The organism is Pseudomonas yamanorum (assembly GCF_013386765.1).
Classification (GTDB): domain Bacteria; phylum Pseudomonadota; class Gammaproteobacteria; order Pseudomonadales; family Pseudomonadaceae; genus Aquipseudomonas; species Aquipseudomonas yamanorum_A.
Genome location: NZ_JACARE010000003.1, coordinates 476,452 through 495,460, shown reverse-complemented (window position 1 = coordinate 495,460; position 19,009 = coordinate 476,452). Strand labels below are relative to the sequence as shown.

General features: G+C 62.2%; 15 protein-coding genes and 1 pseudogene. 11 read left to right on the top strand and 5 right to left on the bottom strand.

All coding sequences use genetic code 11. The annotated features are described in order from the left end of the window. The first annotated feature begins 47 nt into the window (after window positions 1-47). Window positions 48-1,394: an MATE family efflux transporter gene (locus HX875_RS02770; RefSeq protein WP_177041421.1), complete on the top strand. Its 1,347-nt coding sequence runs from the start codon at window positions 48-50 to the stop codon at window positions 1,392-1,394. Here HX875_RS02770 and HX875_RS02765 read toward each other — a convergent pair. The 5 genes from HX875_RS02765 to HX875_RS02745 all read right to left on the bottom strand — a co-directional run bounded on the left by HX875_RS02765 (window position 1,378) and on the right by HX875_RS02745 (window position 6,810). Further along, complete coding sequence (locus HX875_RS02765; RefSeq protein ID WP_177041419.1) at window positions 1,378-2,241, bottom strand: alpha/beta hydrolase; 864 nt, start codon at window positions 2,239-2,241, stop codon at window positions 1,378-1,380. The genes HX875_RS02770 and HX875_RS02765 overlap by 17 nt on opposite strands. A 167-nt stretch (window positions 2,242-2,408) precedes the next feature. After that, window positions 2,409-4,322, bottom strand: coding sequence for an arginine decarboxylase (gene speA / locus HX875_RS02760; RefSeq protein WP_177041417.1), 1,914 nt, complete (start codon window positions 4,320-4,322; stop codon window positions 2,409-2,411). A 212-nt stretch (window positions 4,323-4,534) separates the two neighbouring features. Further along, a complete protein-coding gene (locus tag HX875_RS02755) occupies window positions 4,535-4,906 on the bottom strand; it encodes a translation initiation factor Sui1 (protein ID WP_167664869.1) in 372 nt (123 codons plus the stop codon). 297 nt (window positions 4,907-5,203) lie between these two features. Further along, window positions 5,204-5,740, bottom strand: coding sequence for an NUDIX hydrolase (locus HX875_RS02750; protein ID WP_063034071.1), 537 nt, complete (start codon window positions 5,738-5,740; stop codon window positions 5,204-5,206). A 2-nt stretch (window positions 5,741-5,742) separates the two neighbouring features. Beyond that, window positions 5,743-6,810 carry a DUF2333 family protein gene (locus tag HX875_RS02745; protein WP_063033321.1) on the bottom strand — a complete coding sequence of 356 codons (1,068 nt, stop codon included), beginning with the start codon at window positions 6,808-6,810 and terminating at the stop codon, window positions 5,743-5,745. A gap of 274 nt (window positions 6,811-7,084) precedes the next feature. Here HX875_RS02745 and HX875_RS02740 point away from each other — a divergent pair, with 274 nt between their 5' ends. The 10 genes and pseudogenes from HX875_RS02740 (at window position 7,085) to purH (ending at window position 18,977) form a co-directional block, all read left to right on the top strand. After that, window positions 7,085-8,755: a response regulator gene (locus HX875_RS02740; protein ID WP_177041415.1), complete on the top strand. Its 1,671-nt coding sequence runs from the start codon at window positions 7,085-7,087 to the stop codon at window positions 8,753-8,755. A 1,519-nt stretch (window positions 8,756-10,274) separates the two neighbouring features. Continuing rightward, window positions 10,275-10,769, top strand: a pseudogene (locus HX875_RS33045) (methyl-accepting chemotaxis protein); the annotation flags it as partial. A 239-nt stretch (window positions 10,770-11,008) separates the two neighbouring features. Next, complete coding sequence (gene aroQ, locus HX875_RS02730) at window positions 11,009-11,464, top strand: type II 3-dehydroquinate dehydratase (protein WP_003217307.1); 456 nt, start codon at window positions 11,009-11,011, stop codon at window positions 11,462-11,464. Between the two features lie 25 nt (window positions 11,465-11,489). Further along, window positions 11,490-11,948 carry an acetyl-CoA carboxylase biotin carboxyl carrier protein gene (accB, locus tag HX875_RS02725; RefSeq protein ID WP_177041411.1) on the top strand — a complete coding sequence of 153 codons (459 nt, stop codon included), beginning with the start codon at window positions 11,490-11,492 and terminating at the stop codon, window positions 11,946-11,948. Window positions 11,949-11,965: 17 nt separating this feature from the next. After that, complete coding sequence (accC, locus tag HX875_RS02720; protein WP_177041409.1) at window positions 11,966-13,327, top strand: acetyl-CoA carboxylase biotin carboxylase subunit; 1,362 nt, start codon at window positions 11,966-11,968, stop codon at window positions 13,325-13,327. A gap of 291 nt (window positions 13,328-13,618) precedes the next feature. Beyond that, window positions 13,619-14,497, top strand: a complete 879-nt coding sequence (gene prmA / locus HX875_RS02715) for a 50S ribosomal protein L11 methyltransferase (RefSeq protein WP_177041407.1) — start codon at window positions 13,619-13,621, stop codon at window positions 14,495-14,497. Between the two features lie 30 nt (window positions 14,498-14,527). Next, the gene (locus tag HX875_RS02710; protein ID WP_177041405.1) at window positions 14,528-15,772 is read left to right on the top strand and encodes a DUF3426 domain-containing protein; all 1,245 of its coding nucleotides are present in this window, start codon (window positions 14,528-14,530) and stop codon (window positions 15,770-15,772) included. Between the two features lie 185 nt (window positions 15,773-15,957). Then, window positions 15,958-16,971, top strand: a complete 1,014-nt coding sequence (dusB, locus tag HX875_RS02705; protein ID WP_177041403.1) for a tRNA dihydrouridine synthase DusB — start codon at window positions 15,958-15,960, stop codon at window positions 16,969-16,971. Beyond that, window positions 16,968-17,288 carry a DNA-binding transcriptional regulator Fis gene (fis, locus tag HX875_RS02700; RefSeq protein WP_003186237.1) on the top strand — a complete coding sequence of 107 codons (321 nt, stop codon included), beginning with the start codon at window positions 16,968-16,970 and terminating at the stop codon, window positions 17,286-17,288. The genes dusB and fis overlap by 4 nt, the downstream gene beginning before the upstream one ends. An 81-nt stretch (window positions 17,289-17,369) precedes the next feature. After that, window positions 17,370-18,977, top strand: a complete 1,608-nt coding sequence (purH, locus tag HX875_RS02695) for a bifunctional phosphoribosylaminoimidazolecarboxamide formyltransferase/IMP cyclohydrolase (protein ID WP_010174016.1) — start codon at window positions 17,370-17,372, stop codon at window positions 18,975-18,977. Window positions 18,978-19,009: the final 32 nt, after the last annotated feature.

Here is a 19,009-nt window from a genome sequence, read left to right as displayed (position 1 = left end):
GTCGCCGCTAACGGCCAGTTACACTACCGCTCCCCAAAGGAGCCCGCATGACTTCCCTGCTGACCGACTGGCGCGACCGCCCCACCCACCGCCGCGTGTGGGCCCTCGCCGCGCCGATGATCCTGTCGAACATCTCCGTGCCGCTGGTGGCGCTGGTGGACAGCATGGTCATCGGCCACCTGCCCCACGCCCATCAACTCGGCGCCGTGGCCGTGGGCGCCAGCCTCTATACCTTCCTCGCCTGGGCCATGGGCTTTTTGCGCATGGGCTCCACCGGCTTTGCCGCCCAGGCCGCCGGGCGCGGTGATGGTGCGGCGCTGCGGCAGATTCTGTTGCAAGGACTGTTGCTGGCGCTGGGGCTGGCGATGTTGCTCGGCAGCATCGGCATTCCCTTAAGCGGCCTGGTGCTGGACTGGATGCAGCCCTCGCCCGAGCTGAACCAACTGACCCGCGAATTCTTCCACACCCGCCTCTTCGGCCTGCCCGCGGCCCTCGCCAGCTACGCGCTGGTGGGCTGGTTCCTCGGCACCCAGAACGCCCGCGCGCCGCTGGCGATCCTGCTCACCACCAACCTCGTCAACATCGCTCTCAACCTGTGGTTCGTCCTGGGTCTGGATTGGGGCGTGGTCGGCTCGGCCCGCGCCTCGGTGATCGCCGAATGGACCGGCGCCCTGCTCGGCCTGGCCCTCACCCAAAAAGCCCTGCGCGCCTACCCGGGCCATATCGCCTGGGCCGCCCTCAAACTGTGGCAAAGCTGGCGCCCGTTGCTGGCGGTGAACCGCGATATCTTCATCCGCAGCCTGGCCCTGCAATCGGTGTTTTTCATGATCACCGTGCAAGGCGCCAGATTGGGTGATGCGACGGTAGCGGCCAATGCGCTGCTGCTAAACGGCTTACTGTTGACGGCTCACGCCCTGGACGGACTGGCCCACGCCGTGGAAGCGTTGTGCGGCCACGCCATCGGCGCCCACGACCGCCAGGCCTTGCGCCGCTCGCTGGTGGTGGCCTGTGGTTGGTCGTTGCTGGCCAGCGTCGGTTTCGCGATCCTGTTCGCCGTGTTCGGCCACCTGTTTATCGCCATGCAAACCGACATCCCGAGCGTGCGCGAAACCGCCGACATCTACCTGCCTTACCTGGCCGTGCTGCCGTTGATTGCAGTGTGGAGCTACCTGTTGGACGGCTTGTTCATCGGCGCCACCCGCGCCCGGGAAATGCGCAACGGCATGCTGCTGACGGTGGTGATTGTGCTGCCGTTCGCCTGGGCCTTGCAGGGGCTGGGCAACCACGGGCTGTGGATAACTTTCCTGCTGTTCATGGCCCTGCGCAGCCTCACGCTGTGGGCGATTGCCTGGCGCCTGAACAAACAGGACCGCTGGCTTACTGGCCCGGCGTGAACTTGATAAACGCGGTGACCCGGTCCAGCACCGGCGCCAGCCAGCGCAACGGCCGGGACATGGACGCTACCAATGTCGCGTGGCTGGTTTTGGTGAAGTAGAACTCCTCAACCGGCACACCCGCCGCCCGCAGCTTGTTCGCCAGGCCGGCGGTGTTGCGCTTGGGGTTGACCAGGTTGTCGTCCACAGAAGCAATCAACAGGCTTGGTGGTGCGCTTGCGCTGACGTGGTTGATGGGTTGGGAGTCGGGCGGCGAATCCGGATAGAAGAACACCGGGCGCACATCGCGGTTTTCAATTGGCAGGAAATCATACGGCCCGGCCAGGCCGATCCAGCCTTTGAAGACTGACGGCGACATGCCGACCCCGGCCAGCCACTGTGGATCCAGCGCCAGCATTGCGGCGTTGTAGGCACCGGAACTGTGGCCCATCACATACAGCTTGCGGGGATCGCCGCCGTACTCGGCACTGTGCTGGTGCGCCCAGGCGACCGCTTGGGCGCCATCCTGCAAAAACGCTGGGTAGCGCACTTGCGGGTAAAGCCGGTAATCGGCAATCACCACCACGATGCCGCGCGAGGCCAGGGCTTCGCCGACAAAACCGTAGTCATCCTTTGAGCCGCTGTTCCAGCTGCCACCATAGAAAAACACCACCACCGGCGCATCGGGCAAGGCGGTGACGGGACGGTAGATATCGAGTTTCTGGCGGGGGTCGTCGCCGTAGGCAATGGAGGATGTTTTGGTGAAGGTGCTGGAGGGTGTGAGTGCGTTGAGCACTTTGATCGGGGAGCAGGCCGCGAGCAGAGTCGCGATGGCCAGGGTGAACACTTGCAGGAGTTTGCTCGACATCGTTCAGGCCCTATAAAGAGGGTACTGCCGAAACGCTGATCAAATGTGGGAGCTGGCTTGCCTGCGATGGCGGTGGGTCAGCCAGCCCATTGGCTGCCTGACCCACCGCCATCGCGGGCAAGCCCGGCTCCTACATTAGAGCCGGGTCGACCTTTGGAGCGGTGTCCTTACGAGGACAGGTACGACGAACGCGTCAGCCCAAGACGCAACGCATCCAGGAACTGAGTCCGCTCCGCCGCCGTGATCTTCGCGCTGGCGCACTTGTCACGGTAGTGAGTCATCAACTCCTCCGGCGACAAGTGCACGTAGCGCAGCATGTCTTCGATGGTGTCGTGGGTCTCGATCCCGGCGCTGTACACCGAACCGTCGTCACGCTGGTAGATGTTCACCGAGTCGGTGTCACCGAACAGGTTGTGCATGTCACCGAGGATTTCCTGGTAGGCGCCCACCAGGAAGATCCCCAGCAGGTAATCCTCACCTTCTTTCACCGCGTGCACCGGCAAGCTGGTCTCAATGCTCTGCTCGTCGACGTACTGCTTGATCTTGCCGTCGGAGTCGCAGGTCAGGTCTTGCAGCACGGCACGGCGCAGCGGCTCTTCATCGAGGCGATGCAGCGGCAGAATCGGCAGTACCTGGCCGATGGCCCAGGTGTCCGGCAGGCTCTGGAAGACCGAGAAGTTGCAGATGTACTTGTCGGCCAGCTTGTCGTTGAGCTCGTCCAGCACCTGGCGGTGGGAACGCTGGCGGGCCTTGAGAGAGTCGTGCAGGCGACGGCAGACGGCGAAGTAGCACTGCTCGGCCAGGGCTTTTTCGGCCAGGGTGATCTTGCCGTCGGCGTACTGGGTGGCCACGTCGCTCATGTAGTGGGTGGCACGCCAGTAGGTTTCGGTGACCATTTCAATGTCGGTCGGGCCCAGCAGGTCCACAAGCCATTGCACGGTTTCCGGCAGGCTTTCCTTGTTCTCGATAACCGGCACGTCGTCGTTGTGTTTCTCGACGTCGGTCACCTGCACCACCAGCATGGCGTGGTGGGCGGTCAGGGAACGGCCGCTCTCGGAGAAGATGTTCGGGTGCGGCAGGCTCTGCGCATCGCAGAATTCCTTGAGCATGCCCACGACCACACCGGCGTAGTCGTCCATGTCGTAGTTGATGGAGCTGGCGTTACGCGAGTGCGTACCGTCGTAGTCCACGCCCAGGCCGCCGCCCACGTCGATGTGGTCTACCGGCAGGCCGAGGTTGCGCAGTTCGCCGTAGTAACGAATGGCTTCCTTGAACCCGTGCTGGTAGTCGGCCAGGTTGGCGATCTGCGAGCCCATGTGGAAGTGCAGCAGGCGGATGCCCTGGTCCAGGCCGGCCGCGCGGAAGCGCTCGACCACCGACAACAGTTGCGCCGCCGACAAACCGAATTTGGATTTCTCACCGCCGGTGTCTGCCCACTTGCTCGACGCCAGGGACGACAGGCGCACCCGCAGGCCCACCTGTGGCTTGACCTTGAGGTTGGCGGCTTCTTCGATCACCAGGCCGACTTCGGATTCTTTCTCGATCACGATAAACACGTTGTGGCCGAGCTTCTGGCCCATCAGCGCGAGGCGGATGAACTCACGGTCTTTGTAACCGTTGCAGACGATGGTGCCGCCTTTCGGGGCCAGGGCCAGCACGGCCAGCAGCTCGGGCTTGGAGCCGGCTTCCAGGCCGATGGACACGTCCTGGGTGGCGATGATGTTCTCGATCACCGCTTCCTGCTGGTTCACCTTGATCGGGTACAGCGCGGTGTATTTGCTCTGGTATTCCAGGCGCTCGATGTTCGCGTCGAAGGCACCGGTCAACTGGCGCACGCGGTCTTGCAGGATGTCGGGGAAGCGCACCAGCAACGGCAAGGACAGGCCGCTTTTGCGCAGCTCGTCGACTTGCTCGTACAGGTCGACGGGCGTGCTGTTCGGGCCGTTCGGACGGACTTCAACGCGACCGGCATCATTGATCGCGAAATACCCGGCCCCCCAATGGCGAATCCCGTAAACACTGCGGCTGTCCGCAACTGTCCATTGGCTGCCATCGTCTTTGCGTGTGCGTCGTACGGACATCGAAGTCCCCTATAAATGAAGTCGAAGTGCACCGGCCTGATCAGAGGCTGGCGCAGTCTAAAGAATGAAAATGACGATTTGCCTGTGAGAGGGGTAGACCCCACTTGCAGGACAGAGTTTAGACACCGGTCAGGAACAGGCTCTGTGAAAACCATGGGGACGACAGTTCGCGTTCAGCAAGCGGGTCATCGGGGTGGTTTTCACAGAGGCTGCTAGCCGCCGGATTTCTTCGCCTTGTAACCCAGCTTGATCAGCTCGGCCAACAGCAACTCGACGTGGTCGCCCTGAATCTCGATGATGCCGTCTTTGAGGGCACCACCGGTGCCACAGCGCTTTTTCAGCGTGGTGGCCAGCTCCTTCAGGGCATCCTCGGCCAGGGGCACGCCGGTGATGGTGGTCACCGTCTTGCCGCCACGGCCCTTGCTCTCGCGACGTACGCGGGCAATACCATCGCCTTCGGGAATCAGGGTTGTTTTGCAGGTACACGCGTCCACGGGCTGACGACAGTCCGGGCAGTGTCGACCTGCGTCGGTGGAAAATACCAGGCCACCAAGGGCGGCGAAGGATGCGGCTTTTTTGGCCACCGGCAATCCTCTTGGGAGGACAAAGACTGATCGGTGCGATCACCGACCGCGAAGCCCCACTCAGGCAGGGGCAGCGCTACTGAACCGCAGGCATTCAACCCATTGTAGGAGCGAGCTTGCTCGCGAAGGTCGTCAACGATAACGCGGGCATTCAGGCAGCACGCGTCGTGCTTACGTTTTTCGCGAGCAAGCTCGCTCCTACAGGGTGGAACAATAGCGGTTCAGCTTGAAAAGTCGCGCAGTGTAACGGCAAAAAGGCCCCTTGCTAAGAGCCTAATGGCGCCAATTTATGCAACTTTAGCGACGCAGGGCCAAATAACGACGCAACCCTTCCTGGGCATCCGGGCAATAGGGCTTTTGCTCGGCCTCCTCCAGCACCGTCGCCAGTGGCAGAAAGCGGGCTTCCATGACTTCTTCCGGCTGGATCCGCAGCGGCCCGTCCCACACGGCCGAGAACGAAGTGCACCAGAGCCGGCTGTCGCCGTCTTCGAAATAGAAATGGTCGTGAGCGGTGAGTTCGACGCCGCTGACGCCCAATTCCTCTTCCAGCTCCCGGGCCGCCGACTCGGCGTAGGACTCGTGGGCCGCTACCATCCCGCCCGCCGCCGTGTCCCAGAACCCCGGGTACATGGCTTTGCTCAGGGTGCGCCGGTGCACACACAGCTCACCGGCCGAGTTGAACAGGAAGATAAAGGTGCAGCGCCCGATCAGCCCGCGCTGGCGCAAATCGGAACGCACCAGGGAGCCGAGCAGGTTGTCCTGCTCGTCGACCCAGGCGATCAGTTCGGCGTCGGAGGCGGCGCGGTGCGCCGCCTCTCGGGTGGAAGCGTCCATCATCAACCCTGGTTCAGGAGCTGACGCAAGTCGATCACTGCAGCGTTGGCCCGGGAAATATAGTTGGCCATGACCAGCGAGTGGTTGGCCAGGATGCCAAAACCGCTGCCGTTCAGGATCATCGGGCTCCACACAGGTTCCTGCGAGGCTTCCAGCTCACGAATGATCTGGCGCACGCTGACGGTGGCGTTCTTCTTGGCCAGCACGTCGGCGAAGTCGACTTCGATGGCGCGCAGCAGGTGGGACAAGGCCCAGGCCTGGCCACGGGCCTCGTAGAACACGTTGTCGATCTGCATCCATGGGGTTTCCACCACTTCTTCATCGACCTGCGGCACTTCACCTGGCGCCAGCGCTTCGGTTTTCAGCGCGGTGTTGAGCTTGACCCGGCCCACACTGGCCGACAGCCGTTGCGACAGCGAACCCAGACGGGTCGCCACATCACCCAGCCAGTTGTTCAGGTTGTCGGCACGCGCATAGAACAGTGCGCCGCGCTGATTCGGGTCGGACAAGCGCGCTTCGTAGCGGCTCAGGGAGTTGATGCCTTCCTGGTATTCCGACTCGCTGGACGGCAGCACCCAGCTCTTGTTGTCGAAGTTGAAGCGCGGCTCGGCCTTGGCCAAATCTGCGTCTTCCGCCGACTGCGACTGCGAACGGGCGAAGTCCTTGCGCAGGGCACGGGTCAGGTCACGCACCTGCACCAGCACGCCGTATTCCCAGCTGGGCATGTTGTCCATCCACAGGCCCGGCGGGAAACGGTCGTTGGAAATGTAGCCACCCGGCTTGTTCAACAAGGTGCCGACTACGGTCTTGAGGGTTTCGACGGTGGTGAAACCCACCACCATCTGCTTGCCATCCTTCTCGGCGGCAATCTGCGCGTTCTGCTGCACCGGGAACAACGCGGGCTCTTCGCTCCAGTACCAGCCCAGGGCACCGGTGACCAACAGGTACAACGCAACCAGCGAGAGCAACGCACGGCTCATCAGCAGGTTACGGAAATAGCTGCGGGGGGCCGACTTGGTCTCGGGGGCCGGGCCCTTTGCACTGCCTGCGCGGTTTTTCCAGTCCAGCATGGCGATATCCTTTCAATCACTTGAGTTCAATAGCTACGACCACAACCCTACCCCATCGTGCCGAGCATCGGGGCGCTTTTAGTCGGGGTGGCGCGTATGCGCGGCTCGACTATAAAGGATGCACGCTTTTTACGCCCGCGCGACTGCAGGGTCGACAAATGAATATCCAGGACCTCGCAGTTAATTGACGTATGACACTCGTGCAAAGGAAAAGAGGTGCTAGCATAGAGCCATCAGTTCGACCTCAGCATGCAGCCTAACTAGTAGTCAGGATATGACCGAGCCAGAAGACCCCAGCCGTGAGCGTCTCAAGCACCATTTTGCCCAGCGGGTAATTCATCAGGCACGTCAAATTCTTGAGATCTGGCAGCGCCTGCAACGCAGCGAATGGTCGACCACTGACTTGTCCGAGCTCAGTGAGGCCAACCTGCGCCTGCTGCGTTTTGCCGAACGCTTCGAGCAGCCGGAACACGGCCAGCTGGCGCACCTGATCAGCGATTCACTCAAGGCCGTGGACGACAACCGCGGTCGCCTCAGCAGCCACCTGATCACCGAACTCAACCGTTTGATGCAGCGCCTGTCCCGCACCGGCCTGCGCCAGGGCGACCAGCTTGAGCAAACGCTCCTGCCGCCGATGCGCAAGCCGATCTACGTGATGCTGGCCGACCACGACCGCGCCGAGCGCCTGGCCAAGCAGCTGGAGTTTTTTGGATTGAGCGCCCAGTCCCTCGACAGCGTGGCGGCGTTTCGCGCCTCGATGGCCGAGCGCTTGCCCGCGGCTATCGTGATGGATGTGGATTTCTGCGGCACCGGCCTCGGCCTCAAGCTTGCCGCCGAAGCCCAGGAAGGCCTTGAGCAAAAACTGCCGTTGCTGTTTTTCAGCCTGCACGAAACCGATACGCCCACGCGTCTCGCGGCCGTACGCGCCGGCGGCCAGGAGTTCCTCACCGGAACCCTGGAGGCCTCGAGCCTGCTGGAAAAAATCGAAGTGCTGACCTGCGTCGCCCAGTACGAACCTTATAAAGTGCTGATCATCGATGACTCCCGGGCCCAGGCCATGCACACCGAGCGCCTGCTCAACAGCGCCGGCATCGTCACCCGCACCCTGATCGAACCGATCCAGGCCATGGCCGAGCTGGCGGACTTCCAGCCCGACCTGATCATCCTCGACATGTATATGCCGGCCTGCACCGGTACCGAACTGGCCAAGGTGATCCGCCACAATGACCGCTACGTCAGCGTGCCGATCATCTACCTCTCGGCCGAAGACGACCTGGACAAGCAACTGGACGCCATGAGCGAAGGCGGCGACGACTTCCTCACCAAGCCGATCAAGCCTCGGCACCTGATCACCACCGTGCGCAACCGCGCGGCGCGGGCGCGCAACCTCAAGGCGCGGATGGTGCGCGACAGCCTCACCGGGCTGTACAACCACACCCACATCCTGCAACTGCTGGAAGACTGCAGCTTCCGCGCACGCCGCGAAAACAAGCCGCTGAGCTTTGCGATGCTCGACATCGACCACTTCAAGCGGGTCAACGACAGCCACGGCCACCCCATGGGCGACCGGGTGATCAAGAGCCTCGCGCTGTTTCTCAAGCAGCGCCTGCGCAAGACCGACTATATAGGCCGTTACGGCGGCGAAGAATTTGCCATCGTGATGCCCGACACCGATCTCGACAGGGCCTGCCAGGTACTGGACGAGATCCGTGGGCGCTTCGCCGAGATTCACTACCCCGCCCAGCCGCAGGATTTGTGGTGCACGTTCAGTGCCGGCGTGGTGGAGCTCTGCGACGGCTCCGACAGCCTGATGATGGCCGCCCAGGCCGACGAGGCGCTGTACCGTGCCAAGGATGCCGGGCGTAACCGGGTGGCGTCGGCCCGGGCATCAAAGCAAAGTGCCACCTTTTCACCGGAATCCACCGAATCCGTCATAACTCTGTAATGGAAACGCAATAACTTCAGGCACTTACTTCTGCTGTCGGTTGAAACCACGCATGCGCCTGAAGCTGCTGACGAATCTGAACACCCTCCTGCTGGTCGCCGTTTGCCTGGCCCTGGGCGCGACACTTTGGTGGTCGCAACGCGCCCTGGAACGGCCTTACCTGCTGATGGAGCGTTACCTGGGCCTGTCGCAGACCTTTCAGAACCAGGCCGCGCGCAATATCGACGATTACCTCGCCAGCGGCGACGCCCTGCGCCTGAGCAGCGCCAGCCAGAGCCTGGAGAACCTGCTGCAGCACCTGGATGAGTTGCCGCCGGACCTGGCGCAGAACCTGCGACCCAGCCTTGCCGACCTGGATACCTTCAGCAAGACCGACCTGCTGGCCGCCGGCAAACTGGCCGGCGACCCGCAAGCCCTGCTGCTGCAAGCCGAACGCGAACTGGGTGCCAACCTGGAGCAATTGAACCAGTACGCCAGCGGGGTGAATTCGCCGGAGTCTGCGCGTTATTTGCCGCCTTTATTGGCCGCGTCCCAGCATCTGGCCAAACTCTCCCTGGCCCGGGACAAACTGGTGAGCAGCGGGCGCAGCGAACTGGCTGATGATGTGGAGCGCGAAGTCAGCAACATCCGCAGCCAGGCTGACGTGCTGGGGCAATTGCCCTTGCTGGGCGTGACGGCCAGCAGCGAGTCCAATACCGACGATTTTTCGGCCATGATGGGCCTGGAAAACACCGAAAAAACCGTGGCCCAGGACACCGGCGTCGACCTCAAGCGCGAGCTCAACAGCCTGCTGACCCGCTACCCCGCCGAGCTGAAACGCACCCGCGAGCAAATCCAGCAGCGCACCGAACTGGCCACCAGCACCCATCTGAAAATCAATGCCGTACAGCAGGCCATCGCCGGGCTGGAGCCCGTGGTGCGCGCCCAGCACGGGAAAATCCAGGGCGAAGTGCGCCTGATGCAAGGCGTGATGATCGGCCTGATTTTGCTGATCGCACTGTTGATAGACACCTTGCAGCGGCGCCTGGCACGGGTGCTGACCAACCTGGCGCCGGCCTTGTCCACCTGGGCCGAGGGCGATTTCAGCCAGCCCATTGCCTTGGGCAAGACCAACCGCGAACTGCACGATATCGAAGAATCCCTGAACCGCCTGCGCGCCTACCTGGTGGACCTGGTGGGCACCATCAGAGGCAACGCCGAGCAAGTGGCCGGCAGCAGCAGCGCGCTGGCGGAACTGAGCAGCGGCATGCATGACGGCGCCGAACGCCAGGCCGGTGACACCGCGCAGATTCGCGATTCCCTGGGCGAACTGGAGGCCACCATCCAACAGGTTGCCGGCGACGCCAGCCAGGCTGCCCAGGCCAGCCGCAGCGCAGGCGAAGCAGTAGAACAGGGCCAACGCGTAATCGGCTTGAGCCTGACCGGGCTGCACGCCTTGGTGGGCGAAGTGCAGATCAATGCGCAGATGATCGAAAAACTCGCCGAGGAATCCGCGACCATCGGCGGCGTACTCACGGTGATTCGCTCGATTGCCGACCAGACCAACCTGCTGGCGCTGAACGCCGCCATCGAAGCCGCCCGGGCCGGTGAGGCCGGGCGCGGGTTCGCCGTGGTCGCCGACGAAGTTCGCTCCCTGGCCCAGCGCACCGCCGGCGCCACCGCCGAAATCCAGCACCTGATCGCCGGCCTGCAAACCGCCGCCCGGCAATCGGTAGAAGGCATGCGCGCCCAGGTCGAACACGCCGAAGCCACCGCCGAGCAAGCCCAGGCCGCCGACGGCGCGCTGGATGAAATCGTCGGGGCGATCCAGACCATTTCCGACACCGCCGTGCGGATTGCCGATGTCACCGCCCAGCAAAGTGGCGCTGTGAGTGAAATCCGCGATAACAGTGAGCGAATTCACCAGTTGGGCGAGGACAACTTGCTGCGAATTGGCCAGGGCCGCCGCCAGGGAGAGCATTTGCTGGTACTGGGCGGGCAGCTCAATACCGCCGTGCAGGCATTCCGCGTCTAATACACGCCCTGTAGGAGCCGGCTTGCCGGCGATGAGGCCCGAACATTCACCGCAACCCCCACAGACGCCATCGCCGGCAAGCCGGCTCCTACAAGTGACCGAATCTGACACCTCGGTCACATATTTTGCGCAATCCTCGCTAATCGTGCTGCCTACTGCATAGAACTGGACAGTCACAAAGCCTTTGCGGCATAGTCGCCGGGTTCTACCGTGCCCACATCAATAACAAGGAACAGCCGATGGCGACCTTACTGGTTCTTCACGGACCCAACCTGAACCTGCTCGGCACCCGCGAACCGGGCGTCTACGGGGCAGTGACCCTCGAACAGATCAACCTCGATCTGGAACGACGGGCACGTGATGCCGGCCACCATCTGCTCTACCTGCAAAGCAATGCCGAGTACGAATTGATTGATCGCATCCATGCCGCGCGCAGCGAAGGCGTGGACTTTATCCTGATCAATCCCGCCGCTTTTACGCACACAAGCGTTGCATTACGTGACGCGCTGCTGGCGGTGAGCATCCCATTCATCGAAGTGCATTTATCGAACGTGCACAAACGCGAACCTTTCCGCCATCACTCTTACTTCTCCGACGTTGCGGTAGGAGTGATCTGCGGCCTTGGCGCCAGCGGTTACCGACTGGCCCTGGAGGCCGCCCTGGAACAGCTTGAAGACACGGCCAAGCGCCCCTGACCGACCCTTTGGGAGTTGATGATTCATGGATATCCGTAAAGTTAAGAAACTGATCGAACTGCTGGAAGAATCCGGTATCGACGAGCTGGAGATCAAGGAAGGCGAGGAATCCGTACGGATCAGCCGTCACAGCAAGACCCCGGCCCAACAGTTCTACGCGCCACAGATGCAAGCGCCAGCCCCTGCCGCTGCGCCAGTGGCTGCTCCGGTTGCGGCCGCTGCCGAAGCCCCTGCCGCACCTAAACTGAACGGTTTCGTGGTCAAGTCGCCAATGGTCGGTACCTTCTACCGCACTCCGGCACCGACCTCGCCAGCCTTCGTTGAAGTCGGCGCAACCGTGAAAGTGGGCGACACCATCTGCATCGTCGAAGCGATGAAGATGATGAACCACATCACGGCTGAAAAAGCCGGCGTCATCGAATCCATCCTGGTAGAAAACGGTCAGCCGGTTGAGTACGACCAGCCGCTGTTCACCATCGTTTGAACCGCGGAGCGCCTTCGATGTTGAAACCTGCGAAGAAACTGCAAAAAGTCCTGATCGCCAACCGCGGCGAGATCGCGCTGCGTATCCTGCGCGCCTGTAAGGAAGAGGGCATCAAGACCGTCGCTGTTTACTCGACGGCCGATACCGAATTGATGCACGTGAAACTGGCGGACGAAAGCATCTGCATCGGCCCGCCACTGGCCACGAACTCGTACCTGAAAGTCTCGAACATCATCGCTGCCGCTGAAGTGACCGGCGCTGATGGCATCCACCCGGGCTACGGCTTCCTCGCGGAAAACGCCGACTTCGCCGAACAGGTGGAGAAATCCGGGTTTGCCTTCATCGGCCCGAAAGCCGAAACCATTCGCCTGATGGGCGACAAGGTATCGGCCAAGGACGCCATGATCGCTGCCGGCGTGCCAACCGTTCCAGGTTCCGACGGCCCGCTGCCTGAAGACGAGGCAACCGCCCTGCGCATTGGTCGCGAAGTCGGTTACCCGGTGATCATCAAGGCCGCCGGTGGCGGTGGTGGTCGCGGCATGCGCGTGGTGCACAAGGAAGAAGACCTGATCGAAGCCGCCAAGCAGACTCGCTCGGAAGCTGCCGCCTGGTTCGGCAACCCGATGGTCTACCTGGAAAAGTACCTGACCAACCCACGTCACGTGGAAGTGCAGGTACTGTCCGACGGCCAGGGCCACGCCATCCACCTGGGCGACCGCGATTGCTCGCTGCAACGTCGTCACCAGAAGGTACTGGAAGAAGCTCCGGCACCGGGCCTGGACGAGACCGCTCGCCAGGAAGTACTGGCTCGCTGCGTCAAGGCGTGCATCGACATCAACTACCGTGGCGCGGGCACTTTCGAGTTCCTGTACGAGAACGGTCGCTTCTACTTCATCGAGATGAACACTCGTGTGCAGGTAGAGCACCCGGTTTCGGAAATGGTCACCGGTATCGACATCGTCAAGGAGATGCTGAGCATCGCCGCTGGCAACGAGCTGTCGTTTACCCAGGATGATGTGAAGATCCACGGCCACTCGCTGGAGTGCCGGATCAACGCCGAAGACCCGAAAACCTTTATCCCAAGCCCTGGCCTGGTCAAGCATTTCCACGCGCCCGGCGGCAACGGCGTACGTGTGGATTCGCACCTGTACAGCGGCTACAAGGTTCCGTCCAACTACGACTCGCTGATCGGCAAGCTGATCACCTGGGGCGCCACCCGCGACGAGGCCATGGCCCGTATGCGCAATGCCCTGGACGAAATCGTGGTAGACGGCATCAAGACCAACATCCCGCTGCATCGGGATCTGGTTCGCGATGAAGGCTTCTGCGAAGGTGGTGTGAACATTCACTACCTGGAACACAAGCTGGCTAATCAGTAAGCGAAGTGCTCCACCCAACAAAGCCGCCTTCGGGCGGTTTTGTTGTTTGTGGGATACAGAAAACACCACAAAACCCTCTGGGAGCTGGCTTTTGTGGGAGCCGGGCTTGCCCGGGATGCAGACACCTCGATTTATCAGCCGGACCGAGGCGACGCTATCGCAGGCAAGCCAGCTCCCACATTTAGCCTGCGTTCAGTCAGTGGTGTCGTCTTCTGCTGTTCGCTCGCGTAAACTTGCGCGTCTTTCGCAGCCCTACCCCGCTGCACACTCATTTTTTCAAAGGTGCCCGCCATGCCTTGGCTGCAAGTCCGTCTCGCCATCAGCCCAGAACAAGCCGAAACCTACGAAGACGCGTTCCTCGAAGTGGGCGCGGTGTCGGTGACCTTCATGGACGCCGAAGACCAGCCGATCTTCGAACCCGAGCTGAACACCACCCCACTGTGGTCCCACACCCATCTGCTGGCCTTGTTCGAAGACGGCACCGATGCCGCCAGCGTCCTGGCCCACATGGAACTGCTCACCGGCGGCCCGCTGCCCGAGCATCACAGCGAAATCATAGAAGACCAGGACTGGGAACGCAGCTGGATGGACAACTTCCAGCCGATGCGTTTTGGCCAGCGCCTGTGGATCGTGCCGAGCTGGCACGCCGCCCCCGAGCCTGACGCGGTGAACCTGCTGCTGGACCCGGGCCTGGCATTCGGCACCGGCACCCACCCGACCACCGCCCTGTGCCTGGAATGGCTCGACGGCCAGGAACTGCAAGACTGCAACGTGCTGGACTTCGGCTGCGGCTCGGGGATCCTGGCGATCGCCGCCCTGCTGCTGGGCGCCAAGGAAGCCGTCGGTACCGACATCGACGTGCAGGCCCTGGAAGCCTCCCGCGACAACGCCGGGCGCAACAACATCGCTGAAGAGAAATTCCCGCTGTACCTGCCGGAGCAATTGCCCCAGGTGCAGGCCGACGTGCTGGTGGCCAATATCCTGGCCGGGCCGCTGGTGGCCCTGGCGCCGCAGCTGTCGAGCCTGGTCAAGCCGGGCGGGCGCCTGGCGCTGTCGGGCATCCTCGCCGAACAGGGCGAAGACGTTGCCGCCGCCTACGCCCTGGATTTCGAGCTGGACCCGATCGCCAACCGCGACGGCTGGGTACGCATCAGCGGTCGTCGGCGCTAGAATGAGCGCCTGCATGAATCGGATGGCCGCATGACCGACAGTTTCGTCACCCAGTGCCCACATTGCCAAGCGCGCTTTCGCGTCAGCCATGCTCAATTGAGCGTGGCCCGTGGCGTGGTGCGCTGTGGCTCGTGCCTGCAAGTGTTCAACGCCGCTCGCCAATTGCTGGAGCAGCGCGCCAATGCGCCTGCGGCCCAGCCACCGGCAGCCGTAGAACCGCCACCCGAAGCACCGCGGGCCATCAGCCAGAAGCAATGGACCGCCGAAGAGCTGGACCTGGATAACCTGGACCTCGACGAAGAACTGGCCAAGCTGGAACGTCGCGAGATTCAACACACCCAGCCTGTGGGTGCAGACCGTCGCCAACCCGGCGCCGACCGTCGGCAAAAGGAAGACTCCCTCAGCGCCAGCCGCGACACCGCCAAGGCCGAGGAAGAACAATGGGCCGCCAGCCTGTTCAGCGAGCCGCGCGACGAAAGGGCACAAGCCCCGCAACCGAGCGACGACGAACCGCAACCCGCCAAGGCAAGCCCCGGCAAACCCAAGCGCACCGAACCGTCGATGTCGTTTGAAGCGGTCGAGCCTGACGACGAACCGCCGCTGCACGCAGCCGCCGTCGATGACGAACCCAATCCACCGGTGACCGCCGCAGCAGAAACGCCGGAACCCGAACTGCCGGAGCGCGCGCAGCCCAAACGCAAACGCCCTCGCCCAGAGGCGGGCGCCCACGACGACCTGCTGTCGGACCTGGAAGACGACCCACTGCACCTGTATTCCCAGAAGCGCTCTTCGGGCTGGGGCCGCCGCCTGTTCTGGGGCCTGTTGGTACTGTTGGCCGCCGCCGGCCTGGCAGGTCAATACGTCGCCTACCAATTCGACGACCTGGCACGCCAGGACGCCTACCGCCCGTGGTTCCAGGAACTGTGCCCGAAACTGGGCTGCACCGTGCCCTCACGCGTTGATATCGCCCACATCAAGAGCAGCAACCTGGTGGTGCGCAGCCACCCGGAGTTCGCCGGCGCCCTGGTAGTGGACGCGATCATCTATAACCGCGCGACATTCTCCCAACCGTTCCCGTTGCTGGAGCTACGCTTCGCTGACATGAACGGGAATATGATCGCCAGTCGTCGCTTCAAGCCCGCCGAGTACCTCAGCGGCGAGCTGGCAGGCCAGACCGAGATGCCCTCCCAGACGCCGATCCACATTGCCCTGGACATTCTCGACCCGGGCAACAAAGCGGTGAATTACAGCCTGAGCTTCCACTCCCCCGAGTGAAACGGGTCATCGGCCGGGGTTTGACGGCAGATTATTGACTGCACGGCCTTGGACCAAACCAGCGGCGATAAGAAAATAACTGTTCAGATTTTATCCAATTCAGCCTTTATCCAGTCATCGAGAGCGGGTATCATGCCAACCCTTTTTCGAACTCTAATGATCCGGCCCCACAACAGGGAAGTCCTATGTCGGCGGTACGCATCGGCCCATACACATTGCACAACGGCTTGATCCTCGCCCCGATGGCGGGTGTCACCGACCAGCCCTTTCGTCAGCTTTGCAAGCGTTTGGGCGCAGGGCTTGTAGTCTCGGAAATGGTCACCAGCGACATGAGCTTGTGGAACACCCGCAAATCGCGGATGCGCATGATCCACGAAGGTGATCCCGAGCCCCGCTCGGTACAGATCGCCGGCGGTGATGCGCAAATGCTGGCGGATGCGGCCCGGGCCAACGTGGAGTTGGGGGCGCAGATTATTGATATCAACATGGGTTGCCCGGCCAAGAAGGTCTGTAACAAGGCCGCAGGTTCTGCCCTGTTGAAGGATGAGCAGTTGGTGAGCGAGATCCTGCATGCCGTTGTCGCTGCAGTGGATGTGCCGGTCACCCTGAAGATCCGCACCGGCTGGGACCGGGACAACAAGAATGGCCTGACGGTGGCGAAGATCGCCGAGCAGGCGGGCATTACAGCGCTGGCGGTGCATGGCCGCACCCGCGCCGACCTTTACACCGGTGAAGCCGATTACGACACCATTGCCGCGATCAAGCAGGCGGTGTCGATTCCCGTCTTTGCCAACGGCGACATCGATTCAGCCGAGAAAGCCCGGCGCGTGCTGCACGCGACCGGCGCCGATGGCCTGTTGATTGGCCGGGCTGCCCAGGGGCGGCCGTGGATTTTTCGTGAGATCGAGCACTTTCTGCGTACCGGCGAAGTCATGCCGGCACCGGAGTTGATCGAGGTGGAACGTATTCTGCTAGAGCATCTGGCCGCCCTGCACGCCTTCTACGGAGACGTGATGGGAGTACGCATTGCTCGCAAGCATGTGGGCTGGTATCTCGCAACCTTGCCGGGCGCCAGGGAGTTTCGCGCCCACTTCAATCGTTTGGATGATACGGAAGCACAGTGCGCCAACGTTCGTGAGTTCTTCAGCGAGCGTTACAAGAGCCTGGTGACAGGGGACGGAGAAGGGGTGGCCGCATGACGATGATGACCGAGACTTTAGTGAGTGGAACAACACCCGTGAGCGACAACGTCAATTTGAAACAGCACCTCAACACGCCGAGCGAAGAAGGCCAGACCCTTCGCGGGAGTGTCGAGAAGGCGCTGCACAATTATTTCGCCCACCTTGAGGGCGCTGCCGTCACGGACGTGTACAACCTGGTGCTCTCCGAAGTCGAAGCGCCGTTGCTCGAAAGCGTGATGAACTACGTCAAGGGCAACCAGACCAAGGCCAGTGAGCTGCTCGGTCTGAACCGTGGCACGCTGCGCAAGAAACTCAAGCAGTACGATTTGCTGTAAGCATTCAATCAAACCAGAAAGGCGCCCGCGTAAAAACGGTCGCCTTTTTTGCTGACTCCTTTGCTTTTGATGGAAATTGAAATGACCGACCAGACTACCCGCCTGCCGATCCGCCGTGCCTTGATCAGTGTCTCCGACAAGACCGGGATCCTCGAATTTGCCCGGGAGCTGGAAGCCCTGGGCGTGGAGATTCTCTCCACCGGCGGGACCTTCAAACTGCTGCAGGACAACGGCGTGGCCGCAGTGGAAGTGGCGGACTACACCGGTTTCGCAGAAATGATGGACGGTCGGGTCAAGACCCTGCACCCGAAAATCCACGGCGGGATCCTCGGTCGTCGCGGTATCGACGACGCCATCATGACCGAGCACGGCATCAAGCCGATCGACCTGGTGGCCGTTAACCTCTACCCGTTCGAAGCCACCATCAACAAGCCAGGCTGCGACCTGCCGACCGCCATCGAAAACATCGATATCGGCGGCCCGACCATGGTTCGCTCCGCAGCAAAAAACCACAAAGACGTGGCCATCGTGGTCAACGCCAGCGACTACGCCAACGTACTGGAAAGCCTGAAAGCCGGCGGCCTGACCTACGCCCAGCGCTTCGACCTGATGCTCAAGGCCTTCGAACACACCGCCGCCTACGACGGCATGATCGCCAACTACATGGGCACCGTGAACCAGGCGGCTGAAACCCTCAGCACAGAAGGCCGCAGCCAGTTCCCGCGCACCTTCAACAGCCAGTTCATCAAGGCCCAGGAAATGCGCTACGGCGAGAACCCGCACCAGAGCGCGGCGTTCTACGTTGAAGCCAAGCCTGCCGAAGTCGGCATCGCCACCGCAACCCAACTGCAAGGCAAAGAACTTTCCTACAACAACGTGGCCGACACCGACGCCGCGCTGGAATGTGTGAAGAGCTTCGTCAAGCCCGCCTGCGTGATCGTCAAGCACGCCAACCCGTGCGGCGTGGCCGTGAGCCCGGACGCTGAAGGCGGCATCCGCCAGGCCTACGAACTGGCCTACGCCACCGACACCGAGTCGGCGTTCGGCGGCATCATCGCCTTCAACCGTGAACTGGACGCCGAGACCGCCAAGGCGATCGTCGAGCGTCAGTTTGTTGAAGTGATCATTGCCCCGTCCGTGAGCGACGAAGCCCGCGCCATCGTTGCTGCCAAGGCCAATGTGCGCCTGCTGGCCTGCGGCGAGTGGTCGGCCGAGCGTGCCGCTGCCTGGGACTACAAGCGCGTCAACGGCGGCTTGCTGGTACAGAGCCGCGACATCGGCATGATCGGCAGCGCAGACCTGAAAGTGGTGACCAAACGCGCCCCGACCGAACAGGAAATCAACGACCTGATCTTCGCCTGGAAAGTCGCCAAGTACGTTAAATCCAACGCCATCGTCTACGCCAAGAACCGCCAGACCATCGGTGTCGGCGCAGGCCAGATGAGCCGCGTGAACTCGGCACGTATTGCTGCGATCAAGGCGGAACACGCCGGCTTGCAGGTGCAGGGTTCGGTAATGGCGTCCGACGCATTCTTCCCGTTCCGTGATGGCCTGGACAACGCCGCGAAAGCCGGTGTTACCGCGGTGATCCAACCGGGCGGTTCGATGCGTGATGCTGAAGTCATCGCTGCTGCCGACGAAGCCGGCATCGCCATGGTCTTTACCGGCATGCGTCACTTCCGCCACTGATCCAATTGACTGGTGGGCACTGGCTCCTGTGG

Bases quoted from the DNA above. Each gene is read 5' to 3' on its own strand.
- HX875_RS02770 (WP_177041421.1), top strand. From the start codon at position 48: ATGACTTCCCTGCTGACCGACTGGCGCGACCGCCCCACCCACCGCCGC.
- HX875_RS02765 (WP_177041419.1), bottom strand. From the start codon at position 2,241: ATGTCGAGCAAACTCCTGCAAGTGTTCACCCTGGCCATCGCGACTCTG.
- speA (WP_177041417.1), bottom strand. From the start codon at position 4,322: ATGTCCGTACGACGCACACGCAAAGACGATGGCAGCCAATGGACAGTT.
- HX875_RS02750 (WP_063034071.1), bottom strand. From the start codon at position 5,740: ATGGACGCTTCCACCCGAGAGGCGGCGCACCGCGCCGCCTCCGACGCC.
- HX875_RS02745 (WP_063033321.1), bottom strand. From the start codon at position 6,810: ATGCTGGACTGGAAAAACCGCGCAGGCAGTGCAAAGGGCCCGGCCCCC.
- HX875_RS02740 (WP_177041415.1), top strand. From the start codon at position 7,085: ATGACCGAGCCAGAAGACCCCAGCCGTGAGCGTCTCAAGCACCATTTT.
- aroQ (WP_003217307.1), top strand. From the start codon at position 11,009: ATGGCGACCTTACTGGTTCTTCACGGACCCAACCTGAACCTGCTCGGC.
- accB (WP_177041411.1), top strand. From the start codon at position 11,490: ATGGATATCCGTAAAGTTAAGAAACTGATCGAACTGCTGGAAGAATCC.
- accC (WP_177041409.1), top strand. From the start codon at position 11,966: ATGTTGAAACCTGCGAAGAAACTGCAAAAAGTCCTGATCGCCAACCGC.
- prmA (WP_177041407.1), top strand. From the start codon at position 13,619: ATGCCTTGGCTGCAAGTCCGTCTCGCCATCAGCCCAGAACAAGCCGAA.
- HX875_RS02710 (WP_177041405.1), top strand. From the start codon at position 14,528: ATGACCGACAGTTTCGTCACCCAGTGCCCACATTGCCAAGCGCGCTTT.
- dusB (WP_177041403.1), top strand. From the start codon at position 15,958: ATGTCGGCGGTACGCATCGGCCCATACACATTGCACAACGGCTTGATC.
- fis (WP_003186237.1), top strand. From the start codon at position 16,968: ATGACGATGATGACCGAGACTTTAGTGAGTGGAACAACACCCGTGAGC.
- purH (WP_010174016.1), top strand. From the start codon at position 17,370: ATGACCGACCAGACTACCCGCCTGCCGATCCGCCGTGCCTTGATCAGT.